At 66.3% G+C, this 11,432-nt stretch carries 12 protein-coding genes; 6 read left to right on the top strand and 6 right to left on the bottom strand.

Going from position 1 to position 11,432, the window contains the following annotated elements; genetic code table 11:
• Positions 1 to 13: 13 nt before the first annotated feature.
• Complete coding sequence (locus BLW05_RS03990; RefSeq protein ID WP_093159889.1) at positions 14 to 949, bottom strand: polyphosphate kinase 2 family protein; 936 nt, start codon at positions 947 to 949, stop codon at positions 14 to 16.
• Positions 950 to 1,225: 276 nt separating this feature from the next.
• Between BLW05_RS03990 and BLW05_RS03985 the strand changes: the two genes are divergently transcribed.
• On the top strand, positions 1,226 to 1,486 hold the full coding sequence (locus BLW05_RS03985; protein WP_143044766.1) for a hypothetical protein: 261 nt from the start codon (positions 1,226 to 1,228) through the stop codon (positions 1,484 to 1,486).
• 63 nt (positions 1,487 to 1,549) lie between these two features.
• Here the strand turns inward: BLW05_RS03985 and BLW05_RS03980 are convergent, their stop codons facing one another.
• Positions 1,550 to 2,524 (bottom strand): helix-turn-helix domain-containing protein, encoded by a 975-nt coding sequence (locus BLW05_RS03980; RefSeq protein ID WP_093159883.1) that lies wholly within the window; start codon positions 2,522 to 2,524, stop codon positions 1,550 to 1,552.
• 140 nt (positions 2,525 to 2,664) lie between these two features.
• On the opposite strand from BLW05_RS03980, the gene BLW05_RS03975 reads away from it, so the two are divergent.
• Entirely contained in the window at positions 2,665 to 3,282 is a 618-nt protein-coding gene (locus tag BLW05_RS03975) for a cysteine hydrolase family protein (RefSeq protein WP_093159880.1), read from the top strand.
• A gap of 19 nt (positions 3,283 to 3,301) precedes the next feature.
• Here the strand turns inward: BLW05_RS03975 and BLW05_RS03970 are convergent, their stop codons facing one another.
• Entirely contained in the window at positions 3,302 to 4,189 is an 888-nt protein-coding gene (locus BLW05_RS03970) for a LysR family transcriptional regulator (protein WP_093159878.1), read from the bottom strand.
• Positions 4,190 to 4,290: 101 nt separating this feature from the next.
• On the opposite strand from BLW05_RS03970, the gene BLW05_RS03965 reads away from it, so the two are divergent.
• Genes BLW05_RS03965 through mmsB form a run of 4 tightly spaced genes read left to right on the top strand, consistent with a single transcriptional unit; the run spans position 4,291 to position 9,045 of the window.
• On the top strand, positions 4,291 to 5,814 hold the full coding sequence (locus tag BLW05_RS03965; protein WP_093159875.1) for a CoA-acylating methylmalonate-semialdehyde dehydrogenase: 1,524 nt from the start codon (positions 4,291 to 4,293) through the stop codon (positions 5,812 to 5,814).
• A gap of 11 nt (positions 5,815 to 5,825) precedes the next feature.
• The gene (locus BLW05_RS03960; protein ID WP_093159872.1) at positions 5,826 to 6,980 is read left to right on the top strand and encodes an acyl-CoA dehydrogenase family protein; all 1,155 of its coding nucleotides are present in this window, start codon (positions 5,826 to 5,828) and stop codon (positions 6,978 to 6,980) included.
• 12 nt (positions 6,981 to 6,992) lie between these two features.
• A complete protein-coding gene (locus BLW05_RS03955; protein WP_093159870.1) occupies positions 6,993 to 8,108 on the top strand; it encodes an enoyl-CoA hydratase/isomerase family protein in 1,116 nt (371 codons plus the stop codon).
• Positions 8,109 to 8,145: 37 nt separating this feature from the next.
• The gene (mmsB, locus tag BLW05_RS03950; RefSeq protein WP_093159867.1) at positions 8,146 to 9,045 is read left to right on the top strand and encodes a 3-hydroxyisobutyrate dehydrogenase; all 900 of its coding nucleotides are present in this window, start codon (positions 8,146 to 8,148) and stop codon (positions 9,043 to 9,045) included.
• A gap of 27 nt (positions 9,046 to 9,072) precedes the next feature.
• Here the strand turns inward: mmsB and BLW05_RS03945 are convergent, their stop codons facing one another.
• From BLW05_RS03945 to BLW05_RS03935, 3 genes are all read right to left on the bottom strand, one after another.
• The gene (locus BLW05_RS03945) at positions 9,073 to 9,513 is read right to left on the bottom strand and encodes an outer membrane lipoprotein (RefSeq protein WP_093159865.1); all 441 of its coding nucleotides are present in this window, start codon (positions 9,511 to 9,513) and stop codon (positions 9,073 to 9,075) included.
• 151 nt (positions 9,514 to 9,664) lie between these two features.
• Positions 9,665 to 10,411, bottom strand: coding sequence for a hypothetical protein (locus BLW05_RS03940; protein ID WP_093159862.1), 747 nt, complete (start codon positions 10,409 to 10,411; stop codon positions 9,665 to 9,667).
• A 93-nt stretch (positions 10,412 to 10,504) separates the two neighbouring features.
• The gene (locus BLW05_RS03935) at positions 10,505 to 11,404 is read right to left on the bottom strand and encodes a dienelactone hydrolase family protein (protein WP_093159860.1); all 900 of its coding nucleotides are present in this window, start codon (positions 11,402 to 11,404) and stop codon (positions 10,505 to 10,507) included.
• Between the last annotated feature and the right edge of the window lie 28 nt (positions 11,405 to 11,432).

Genomic DNA, 11,432 nt, shown 5'->3' with positions numbered 1-11,432 from the left:
CCGGCGTTGTGCGTCATGCCTTCCTGGTGCGTGCGCTTGGTGCACCTTGCTTCTTCTCCTGCAACAGCGCGGTGCGCGCGGTGGCCAGCCCCACCTTCTTCTGCGCATCGACCCTGGGGTAGTGCAGGTCAAGTCTCTCCAGTGTCTCCACGATCGCGGCGGCCACGACCAGCCGCGTGAACCACTTGTTGTCGGCGGGCACGACGAACCAGGGTGCCCGCTTCGAAGCGGTTGCGCGGATCGCCTCCTCGAACGCCGCCATGTAGTCGTCCCAGTACTGCCGCTCGTGGATGTCGGAGGGGGAGAACTTCCAGTTCTTGTCCGGTTGATCGAGGCGCTCCAGGAAGCGCTTCTTCTGCTCCTCCTTCGATACGTGGAGGAAGAACTTGAGCACCACGGTCCCCTGGCGGGTGAGGTAGTCCTCGAAGTTCGCGATCTCGGTCAGGCGCTCGTCCCAGATGCGTTCGCTCACCAACTCGGGCGGCAGCATCTGGTGGGCGAGGATGTCCTGGTGCACGCGCACGACCAGGACCTCTTCGTAGTACGAGCGGTTGAAGATGCCGATGCACCCGCGCTCGGGAAGGCGCTTGACGTAGCGCCACAGGAAGTCGTGCTCGAGTTCTTCCTTCGAAGGCACCTTGAACGACGAAACGTAGCATCCCTGGGGATTGATGCCCGACATCACGTGCTTGATCGTGCTGTCCTTGCCGGCGGCATCCATGGCCTGAAAGACGAGCAGCACCGACCAGCGGTCCTGCGCATAGAGCATGTCCTGCTCTTCGGCGAGCCATCGAACGCCGCGCTCGAGAAGTTGAGCGGCTTCGCCCTTTTCGATGAGACCGCGCGTTTCGCGTGGGTCAAAGTCCTTCAGGCGGAAGCCCTTGCCGTTGGTGACGACGAACGGCTCGGTCAGCCGGCGGGTTTCCTTGAGGATCTCCTTCCTTGGCATCGTGACTCCTTCTGGGTGCTTACGCTTCTCCCTGGCACGGAAGGCGCCTTTGCGGCGCCTGGTCACCGCCTTCAGCCCACGGTATAGGAAGGGTGGAGTTCGTGTCAATGCCGTGAAGATGTCGGCCTCGCCGCGTCTGCTGCCTGACTTCGCTGCGGGAAGCCGTCTTCTCCCCTTGGCTGGGGATGTGCCGTCGAAGGTCTGTTGCTAGATTGACTCTTGATCGGTCGGCAGGACCCCTGATCGACCGGCGCTCAGGAAGGAAAGGTGATCGTCATGAACAAGCGATCAGCGGGGAGTTCGTTTCCGAGGTTCGGAAGGCAATGGCTCGTGGCCCTGGCGTTGCTGGCAACCGTGGTGCTTGGCACCTCGATCGTCGAGGAATCGCTCAAGTCCCACCCCTCGGAGGCCGCGAGGCCGTCAGCGGCCGTGCAGACGCCATCCGCAGCTGAAGCCGGTTATGCCGTGCCCAGCGCTAGCGAAGTGTTCTCGGGCACCCCGACGCCTCAGAACATCGAGTACATCCCGAGCTTCTGAGCCTGGGAGGTCGCGTGCGCCGCCGGCGGAACACCCGCCTCGGCGATGCGCTCCAGCCGTGCGCTACGTCCGCCGGAACTGCTTTCGGTAGGCGGTGGGTGAATTCGAGAAGGCGGCTGTGAAGTGCCGGCGCAGCGACACCGTCGAGCCGAAGCCGACGAGGTCGGCGATGTGCTCGACCGGCTTGTCGGTGGCCTCCAGCAAGCGCTGCGCCGCGGAGAGCCTGTGGCTCAGCAGCCACTGCGTCACCGTGGTTCCGGTCTTCATCTTGAAGCGCCGGGTGAAGCTGCGCCGGCTCAGCCCCGATCTGGCGGCAAGTTGATCCACGCACAAGTGTTGTTCGAGGTTCTCGATGGCCCAGTCGAGCGTCTTGCCGAGCAGATCCCTGCCTTCCGTCCTGGGCAACGGTTGCTCGATGTATTGCGCCTGTTTGCCATGTCGCCCCGGTGCTACCACGAGGCGCCGCGCGACCTGGTTCGCCACCTCCGCACCGTGATCGCGCCGCAGCAGGTGAAGGCAACAGTCGATTGCGGCGGCGGTGCCCGCCGAGGTGAGGATGTCGTCCTCGTCGAGGAAAAGGGCCCTGGGGTCCAGCCTGACCTGCGGATACTTTCTCGCGAAGTCGCTGGCCCAGACCCAATGGGTCGATGCGGTCCTGCCGTCCAGGAGACCCGCCTCGGCGAGGACGAAGGCACCCAGGCAGAGGCCGACCATGCGGGCGCCGCGTTCGTGCGCGGCGCGCAGGGCCTGCAGCAGCGGTTCGGATGGGCGTTCATCGGGGTCCCGCCATGCCGGCACGATCACCGTGCCGGCCTCGTCCAGCACCGACAGGTCGTGCGGCACATCGATATCGAAGCCTGACATGGTCGATACCAGTCCGGGTCTTTCGCCGCAAACCAGGAGCCGGTAGCGCGGCACGCCCAGGCGCGCGAGAGGGTCGCCGAACACGATACCGGGAACCGAAAGGTGAAACGAGCTGATGCCGTCGAAAGCGATCACGGCGACGGTATGTGTTTCTGTTGAATGCAAGGCGGTCATTGCTTTTGGCCCAAATCGATCACTTGTTGTCTTCCAGCATGCTTTCGGCGAAAGCGCCGGCGCTCGAAGATCCACGTCCTGTTGCCAAGGCCAGGGAGAGCCGAACAGACACCACTTCAACAGAGAACGGAAAACACGAAATGAATCATCCCACGATCCGCACCATGTCCGGCGCCACGGCGCCCCGGACCCTCGATGCATCCCGCAGCGCCTTGCTCGTCATCGATTTCCAGAACGAGTATTTCAGCGGCAGGATGCCGATTCAGGACGGCGCGCGCGCATTGCGCAACGCACAGCGCCTGATCGCCCATGCCGATCAAGCGAAGATGCCGGTGTTCCATGTGCAGCACGTCACGCCGGCGGGGAGTCCGGTCTTCGCCGAGGGCAGTGCCGGCGTGCAGTTCCATCGCGACCTGCAGCCCGCATCGCATCACGCCGTGCTCGAAAAATCCTCGGTCAGCGTGTTCCCCACCACCGATCTCGACCGCCGCCTTCGCGCCGCGGGCGTCGAAACCCTGATCATTGCCGGACTGATGACGCATGCCTGCGTCGCCGGCGCTGCACGCGATGCGGTGCCATTGGGCTACTCGGTCATCGTCGTCGACGACGCCTGTGCCACGCGCGACCTCGACAGCAGCGATGGCATGTCGCCCGGCGTGACCCATGCGGCCCTGCATCGCGCGGCCCTGGCCTCCATCGACGACACCTTTGGCGACATCCTGACGACCGAGCAGGTCCTGCATCTGCCTTTGGCCTGAGGGCACCCGAACCAGAGTGCTACGGGAGCAACACCCCACGCTGCGCTTCAACCGTCTCCCGAAGAAAGCTCCACACCGCCTTCATGCGTGCCAGGTGCCGCGTCTCCGCCGGCACCGACATCCAGAAGGTCCGCGTGAAGTTCGCTTCATCCGGCAGCACGCGCTGCAATGACTTGTCGCGTTCGGCGATGAAGGCCGGCAGCACCGCGATGCCGGCGCCCGCCGCCGTGGCCTGGTGTTGCGCCAGGATGCTCGTGCTGCGCAGCGCGAACGAATCCGGCTTGTACAACTCGTCGAGGTACTGCAGCTCCTTGCTGAACAGCAGGTCGTCCACGTAGCTGATGAACGTGTGGCCGCGCAGGTCCTCGCGGGTGCGTATCGCGCCGTGCTTCGCGAGGTAGTGCTTCGACGCGTACAGGCGCAGCGCGTAGTCGGTGAGCTTGGTCACCACCACGGGCCCGCGCGCTGGCCGTTCGAGCGAGATCACGATGTCGGCCTCGCGCCGCGACAGGTGCACCAGCCGCGGCATCGCGAGCAGATCGATCACGAGCTTCGGGTGCTGCTGCGCGAAAAGCGCGAGCTGCGGCGCCAGCACGATGGTGCCGAAGCCTTCGGTCGCGCCGATGCGCACCAGCCCCGACAGGCCCTCGTTGGATGCCGGCGCGGTGCTTTCGACCGCACGGAAGGCGCTCTCCATCGCCTCGACCTGCGGCTGCAGCCGGCGGCCGGCCTCGGTCAGGCGGTGACCATCGGATTCGCGCGAGAACAGGGCGGTGCCGATCTCCTTCTCCAGCGCCTGAATGCGCCGGGCGACCGTCGTGTGGTCGACCGCCAGCCGACGCGCCGCGCCGACCAGCGTGCCGGTGCGCGAAAGCTCCAGGAAGAAGCGCAGGTTGTCCCAGTCCATGCTTTGCAATTATGCAGATCGGGGGTGCGTATTTGTCTATTGCACAGGCAAAAGTGCAAAGCTAGCATCCTCGCTCGCACCCCATTCAGGAGACAAGGTTCATGGACGCCACCACCACCCCGGCGACGAAGGTCGCTACCGTCAAGCTGCTCATCGGCGGCAAGTTCGTCGAGTCGAAGACCACCGAGTGGCGCAACATCGTCAACCCGGCCACGCAGGAAGTGCTGGCCAAGGTGCCGTTCGCCACGCAGGACGAGGTCGATGCCGCGGTCGCTTCCGCCAAGGAAGCCTTCAAGACCTGGCGCAAGACGGCCATCGGCGCGCGATCGCGCATCTTCCTCAAGTACCAGCAGCTCATCCGCGAGCACATGGGCGAGCTGGCCGCGATCCTCACAGCCGAGCAGGGCAAGACGCTGCCCGATGCCGAGGGCGACGTGTTCCGCGGCCTCGAAGTGGTCGAGCACGCGTCGGGCATTGGCAACCTGCAGCTCGGCGAATTCGCCAACAACGTCGCGGGCGGTGTCGATACCTACACGGTGCTGCAGCCGCTCGGCGTCTGCGCGGGCATCACGCCGTTCAACTTCCCCGCGATGATCCCGCTGTGGATGTTCCCGATGGCGATCGCCACCGGCAACACCTTCGTGCTGAAGCCTTCCGAACAGGACCCGATGGTCACGATGCGCCTGTGCGAGCTGGCCCTCGAAGCCGGCATTCCGCCTGGCGTGCTCAATGTCGTGCATGGCGGCGAGAACGTGGTCAACGCGATCTGCGACCACAAGGACATCAAGGCGATCTCCTTCGTCGGCTCGACCAAGGTCGGCACGCACGTCTACAACCGCGCATCGCTCGCCGGCAAGCGCGTGCAATGCATGATGGGCGCCAAGAACCACGCGATCGTGATGCCGGACGCCAACAAGGAACAGACGCTCAATGCACTCGCCGGTGCGGCCTTCGGTGCGGCGGGGCAGCGCTGCATGGCGGTGTCGGTCGCGGTGCTCGTCGGCGAGGCGCGCAAGTGGGTGCCCGATCTGGTCGAGAAGGCGAAGACGCTCAAGATCGGCGCCGGTACCGAGAAGGGCGTGGATGTCGGCCCGCTGGTGTCGTGCGCGGCGTATGACCGCGTCACGGGCCTGATCGAACGCGGCGTGGCCGATGGCGCGACCTTGGCGCTCGACGGCCGCAAGCCCACGGTGCCCGGCTACGAGAAGGGCAACTTCGTCGGCCCGACGGTGTTCGCGGACGTCAAGCCCGGCATGACCATCTATGACCAGGAAATCTTCGGGCCGGTGCTGTGCCTGGCGAATGCAGAGACCATCGACGAGGCGATCGAGCTGATCAACGCCAATCCCAACGGCAACGGCACCGCGATCTTCACGCAGTCGGGCGCGGCGGCGCGGCGCTTCCAGGAAGACATCGACGTGGGGCAGGTGGGCATCAACGTGCCGATTCCGGTTCCGGTGCCGATGTTCTCGTTCACCGGTTCGCGCGCGTCGAAGCTCGGCGATCTCGGCCCGTACGGCAAGCAGGTCGTCCTGTTCTACACGCAGACCAAGACGGTGACGGAGCGCTGGTTCGACGACAGCACCGTCTCGCACGGGGTCAACACCACCATCAGCCTCAAGTAAGCTCGTCCCGCATGGACTTCGAGCTGACTGAAGAGCAGCGCGCCTTCGCGCAGACCGCGCGCGAATTCGCGCTCGCCGAATTCGCGCCGCATGCGGCCCGGTGGGACGCCGAGGCGATCTTCCCCAAGGAAGCGATCGCCAAGGCCGGTGAACTGGGCTTCTGCGGCCTCTATGCGCCCGAGAGCATCGAGGGGCTCGCGCTGCCGCGCCTCGATGCGACGCTGGTGTTCGAGGAAATGGCGGCGGTCGACCCGTCGACCACCGCCTTCATCACGATCCACAACATGGCGACGTGGATGCTCGGCACCTGGGGCGGCCCCGCGGTGCGCGAGCGCTGGGGCGCCGATCTGACGAGCGGGCGCAAGCTCGCGTCCTACTGCTTGACCGAACCCGGTGCGGGTTCGGATGCAGGTTCGCTCAAGACGCGCGCCGAACTGCAGGGCCACGAGTACGTCATCAACGGCGGCAAGGCCTTCATCTCCGGCGCCGGTTCGACCGACGTGCTGGTGCTCATGGCGCGCACCGGCGGCGGTGGCCCCGGTGGCATTTCCGCCATCGCGGTGCCGGCCGATGCGCCCGGCATCAGCTACGGCAAGAAGGAACACAAGATGGGCTGGAACAGCCAGCCCACGCGGACCATCAGCTTCGACAACGTGCGCGTGCCCGCCGAGAACTTGCTCGGGCAGGAAGGCGAGGGCTTCCGCATTGCGATGAAGGGGCTCGATGGCGGGCGCATCAACATCGCGACCTGCTCGGTCGGCGCGGCGCAGGGCGCGCTCGACGCGGCGCGCCGCTACCTGCACGAGCGCCAGCAGTTCGGCAAGCCGCTCGCGAGCTTCCAGGCGCTGCAGTTCAAGCTCGCCGACATGGCGACCGAGCTCGTCGCCGCGCGGCAGATGGTGCGGATGGCGGCGAGCAAGCTCGACGCGGGCCATGCCGACGCGAGCACCTATTGCGCGATGGCGAAGCGTTTCGCCACCGATGCGGGCTTCACTGTCTGCAACGATGCGCTGCAGTTGCACGGCGGCTACGGCTACCTCAGCGAGTTCCCGCTGGAGCGGCTGGTGCGCGATGCGCGCGTGCACCAGATCCTCGAAGGCACCAACGAAATCATGCGCATGATCGTCGCGCGCAAGCTGCTCGAAGGCGATTCAGACATCCGATAACAACCACATCCAATGACCGATCCCGTCGTTCTCTTCAACGAAATCAAGACCGCCAACGGCAAGCGCTTCGGCGTTGCCACGCTCAATTCACCCGCGTCGCTCAACTCGCTCTCGGTGGCGATGGTGCGGCTGCTGATCCCGAAGCTGCGCGAATGGGCGCAGGACGGCGGCGTCGCCGGCGTGCTGCTCGATGCCTCGGGCGAGAAGGCTTTCTGCGCCGGCGGCGATCTGCGCCAGCTCTACCAGACGCTGCTCGAATGTGGCCCCGCGCGCAACACCTACGCCGAAGAGTTCTTCAGCGAGGAGTACGAACTCGACCACTTGATCCACACCTTCCCCAAGCCTTTCCTGTGCTGGGGACACGGCATCGTGATGGGCGGGGGCGTGGGCCTGATGGCGGGCGCGTCGCATCGTGTCGTCACGCTGCAAAGCCGGGTTGCGATGCCCGAGATCAACATCGGCCTGTATCCCGACGTGGGTGGAAGCTGGTTCCTGCGTCGTGCGCCGGGTCGTGTGGGGCTCTTTCTTGCACTCACCGCTGCGCCCTTGAATGCCGCTGATGCGATCTTCTGCGGTCTCGCGGACATTGTGGTGCCGCACGAGCGCAAGGCGCAGGTACTGGAAGGCATCGCGGCAGCGGCCTGGCAGGGTGAATCGAAGGCAGATCGCGCGGTGCTGTCGCGCCTGCTTGCCCGGGCGGGTGAGGGCGCGGAGAAACAGCCCTCGAAGTTGCGCGAGCACTTCGACACGATCAACGAACTGATGGCCGGCGAGGACCTGCTCGACATCGCGAATCGCCTGCGCAAGCTGAAGTCCGACGATGCGTGGCTGCAGACGGCAGCGACGACTTTCACCAAGGGCTCGCCGAGTTCGGCCGCGTTGTCCTTTGCACTCTGGCAGCGCGTCACGCGCATGTCACTCGCCGAAGTGTTCCGGCTCGAATACTGGGCATCGCTCGGCTGCTGCGCGCACAAGGACTTCGCCGAAGGAATTCGCGCGCTGCTCATCGAGAAGGACCGCAATCCGCGCTGGAGCCCGGCGACGCTCGAAGAGATCACGCCCGGGTTCATCGAGGACCATCTGCGCGTGCGTGCGCCGGGACCGCATCCGCTGGCCGCGCTCGTCTGAACCTCATTCATCGCCAACAAGACAACGGAGACAACACATGAAGATCGCATTCATCGGCCTCGGGAACATGGGTGGTCCGATGGCCCTGAATCTGAAGAAGGCCGGGCACGAGGTCCGGGGCTTCGACCTGTCGAAGCCGGCCTGCGAGAAATTTGCGGCCGAAGGGCTGGGTATCGCCGCGTCGGCGGCCGAAGCCATCGCCGGCGCCGAGGTCGTGATCAGCATGCTGCCCGCGAGCCCGCATGTCGAATCGCTCTACCTCGGCAGCGACGGCAAGCCCGGGCTGATGGACCAGATCCCAGCGGACACGCTGGTGATCGACAGCAGCACCATCGCTGCGGCAACGTCGCGCAAAGTGGCCGAGGCTGGCGCGAAGCGCGGCGTGGCGGTGATCGATTCGCCGGTCTCCGGCGGCACCGGCGGTGCGATCGCGGGCACCCTGACCTTCATGGTCGGTGGCTCGGAGGCCGACCTCGAACGTGCGCGCCCGGTGCTCGAAAAGATGGGCGCCAACATCTTCCATGCCGGCGGCGCGGGCGCAGGGCAGACCGCGAAGATCTGCAACAACATGCTGCTCGGCATCCTGATGATCGGCACCTCGGAAGCCATCGCGCTGGGCGTCGCCAACGGGCTCGATCCGAAGGTGCTGTCGGAGATCATGCGCCGCAGCTCCGGCGGCAACTGGGCGCTCGAAAAGTACAACCCGCTGCCGGGCGTGATGGAAACCGCGCCCGCTTCAAAGGGCTATGCGGGTGGCTTCGGCACCGACTTGATGCTGAAGGACCTCGGCCTCGCACAGGAGAACGCGGCGGCCGTGCGCGCGGCCACGCCCCTGGGCGGGCTCGCACGCAACCTCTATGCGGCGCACAGTCTCGCGGGGCATGGCGCGCTCGATTTCTCGAGCGTCATCAAGCTGGTGCAGGCCAAGTCCGCGTAAGGCGCGCCGCGCCCGCGGCGGGTGTCGTTACTGCGGCACGACGCGGGCCATGTGGCCCTGGCCCTGGATGAACACGCGCTGGCCCACGCGCAGGCCCGGGGTCGTGGGCTGGGTCACTTCGACCAGCACGCCGCTGTCGGTGCGCACGAAGATTTCCTGACCAGGCTGCGAACCTGCGGCGTTGTTCGCAACCTGCGCGCCGGCCATGCTGCCGCCGATCGCGCCGGCCACCATCGCCACATCGCGTCCCGTGCCGCCGCCGATCAGGCTGCCGAGGCCGACGCCGGTCAGGCCGCCGACCACCGCGCCTACGCCCGTATGGGCTTCGCTGCGGATGGTGGTGGGAGTGATCTGCTCGATCTTGCCTTGCGTGATCGCCATCGGTGCCTGCTGTTGCGGGGCCGCGCAAGCGGTCAGCATGAGGGCCGTGGCGACGGCTGCAATGCGGGTGTGCAACTGGAATGCCATGGTGAACGTCGCTCCTTCGTTGAGATGAGTTGTCGTTTCGAGACTGCGAGGCGGAGTCTGACGCGATTCGCCATCGTCGCCAAGGCTATTCGGGGCGCTTCCTTCCTCGTCCGGCTTCTGATAGGGCGAAGCGGAGTGGACCGGCCTTCCGTCAGAACGCCAGCGTCGGATTGCGGTGCAGTTCATCGCGCTTGCGCTGCTGGCGAACCAGATCGCAGCGGGGATGTCTGGCGTACTGCGGCTTGTCGCAGTGCGCGGCTTCGCAACGCGCCGCGAAGACGAAGTTGAGCGTCTCGCAGCCACTGCGCGGGTCGAGCGCGCCGATGCGCGCGGGAGGCGCGGCCTTGGGAAGCTGTTTGCGTTCGGCGGGCGGGGATGGAGGCGCCAGCGCAGCAACCGGGGGCGGCACCGCCGCGGGAGGGAGCGCCAGACCGGCGCCTTGCGCGGCATCCATGGCCGGGGCGACCGCAGCCTCGCCAGGCGCCAGGGAGGCCCCGAGCGAAACGGTTTCCGGCGCCGGTGTCGATGCCTTGGGCTTGTCCGCCGCGGCGGCGATGGATGGCGCAGCTACGGCTGGCTTCGCGACATGCGCGGCCGCGCTCGCCGAGGACGGCGCAGGCGTGCGCAGCAGGTGCGCATACCACGTGCCGATGCCCGCCAGCAGCAGCAACACGGCCACGCCGACCCCGATCCACAGCCCGATCAGCGAACGGGGCTCGATCTCCACCGGCGTGGCCATGGCGGGCGTCGAGACGACCGGGCGCGCCGGCATCGCCCGCATCGTTTCCAGCATCGACGGCTGGGTCGGGGTGAAGTTCGGCAGCTTGCGCGCGCAGCCATGGCAGAACATCGCGGCGTCGCGGTTCTCCGTCTGGCAGGCGGGACAGATCACTGACATGGGTCACTCCGGGCGCGTCAGCGACGCGAAGCATCCACTTTCGTGCGAGTTCAGGGCAAAGTCTGCCAGCCGCCGCCTACTTTGAGGGCGTTGTCAGGCTCCGTCGAGCCGCGCCTCGAGGAACTCCACCGTGCGCGACCACGCCAGCTTCGCCGCGGCGGCGTCATAGCGGGGCGTGGTGTCGTTGTTGAAGCCGTGCTGCGTTCCTGGGTACTGGTAGACGTCGAACTTCACATTTGCGGCCCGGAGCGCGGCTTCGTAGGCGGGCCACGCGGCATTGATGCGCTCGTCGATAGCGGCTTGCTGCACCAGCAGCGGTGTCTTGACCTTGGCCGCTTCGGACGGCGCCGGCGTGTTGCCGTAGAAGGCCACCGCTGCGTTGAGTTCTGGCAGGCGCGTGGTCAGGGTGTGGACCATGCCGCCGCCGTAGCAGAAGCCGATGGCACCGATCTTCCCCGACGAGTCGGGTCGGTCCTTCAGCCAGTTCGCCGCTGCGACGAAATCCTCGCGTGCGCGACCCTGGTCGAGCTTGGCGAAGGCTTCGCGTGCCTTGTCCTCGTCGCCGGGATAGCCGCCGAGCGGCGTCAGGGCATCGGGCGCGAAGGCCATGAAGCCATCGAGCGCGAGTCGGCGCGCGATGTCCTCGATGTGCGGATTCAGCCCGCGGTTCTCATGGATCACCAGCACCGCGGGCAGCTTTTTCGAGCCCACGTTCGCAGGTCGCACCAGATAGCCATTGACCGTGCCGTTGCCGGCCGTCGAGGGGTAGCTGACGCGCTCGGCCTTGAGCCGTGGATCGCCCGGCGGCACCTGCTGGCCCGCCGCGAAATCGGGACTCAGCGCCGCGAGCACCCCGGCAGCCGTGACGCCCGCCTTCACGAATTTCTGCGCCTGCGAAAGGAAGCCGCGGCGGTCGAGACTGCCATGCACATAAGCGTCGAAAAGAATAAGCAGTTCCTGGTCGAAATCCTTGGCGGTGAGACGTGGCTGCATCGGAAGCTTCTTGAAAAAAGGGAATTGA

The sequence above is a fragment of the Variovorax sp. YR216 genome, assembly GCF_900107745.1.
In the GTDB taxonomy this organism is placed as follows: domain Bacteria; phylum Pseudomonadota; class Gammaproteobacteria; order Burkholderiales; family Burkholderiaceae_C; genus Variovorax.
This window is presented reverse-complemented; position numbering and strand designations above follow the sequence as displayed.

Excerpts from the sequence above, each read along its gene's own strand:
- BLW05_RS03990 (WP_093159889.1), bottom strand. The coding sequence starts at position 949 with ATGCCAAGGAAGGAGATCCTCAAGGAAACCCGCCGGCTGACCGAGCCG.
- BLW05_RS03935 (WP_093159860.1), bottom strand. The coding sequence starts at position 11,404 with ATGCAGCCACGTCTCACCGCCAAGGATTTCGACCAGGAACTGCTTATT.
- BLW05_RS03965 (WP_093159875.1), top strand. The coding sequence starts at position 4,291 with ATGGACGCCACCACCACCCCGGCGACGAAGGTCGCTACCGTCAAGCTG.
- BLW05_RS03985 (WP_143044766.1), top strand. The coding sequence starts at position 1,226 with ATGAACAAGCGATCAGCGGGGAGTTCGTTTCCGAGGTTCGGAAGGCAA.
- BLW05_RS03940 (WP_093159862.1), bottom strand. The coding sequence starts at position 10,411 with ATGTCAGTGATCTGTCCCGCCTGCCAGACGGAGAACCGCGACGCCGCG.
- BLW05_RS03980 (WP_093159883.1), bottom strand. The coding sequence starts at position 2,524 with ATGACCGCCTTGCATTCAACAGAAACACATACCGTCGCCGTGATCGCT.
- BLW05_RS03970 (WP_093159878.1), bottom strand. The coding sequence starts at position 4,189 with ATGGACTGGGACAACCTGCGCTTCTTCCTGGAGCTTTCGCGCACCGGC.
- BLW05_RS03955 (WP_093159870.1), top strand. The coding sequence starts at position 6,993 with ATGACCGATCCCGTCGTTCTCTTCAACGAAATCAAGACCGCCAACGGC.
- BLW05_RS03975 (WP_093159880.1), top strand. The coding sequence starts at position 2,665 with ATGAATCATCCCACGATCCGCACCATGTCCGGCGCCACGGCGCCCCGG.
- BLW05_RS03945 (WP_093159865.1), bottom strand. The coding sequence starts at position 9,513 with ATGGCATTCCAGTTGCACACCCGCATTGCAGCCGTCGCCACGGCCCTC.
- BLW05_RS03960 (WP_093159872.1), top strand. The coding sequence starts at position 5,826 with ATGGACTTCGAGCTGACTGAAGAGCAGCGCGCCTTCGCGCAGACCGCG.
- mmsB (WP_093159867.1), top strand. The coding sequence starts at position 8,146 with ATGAAGATCGCATTCATCGGCCTCGGGAACATGGGTGGTCCGATGGCC.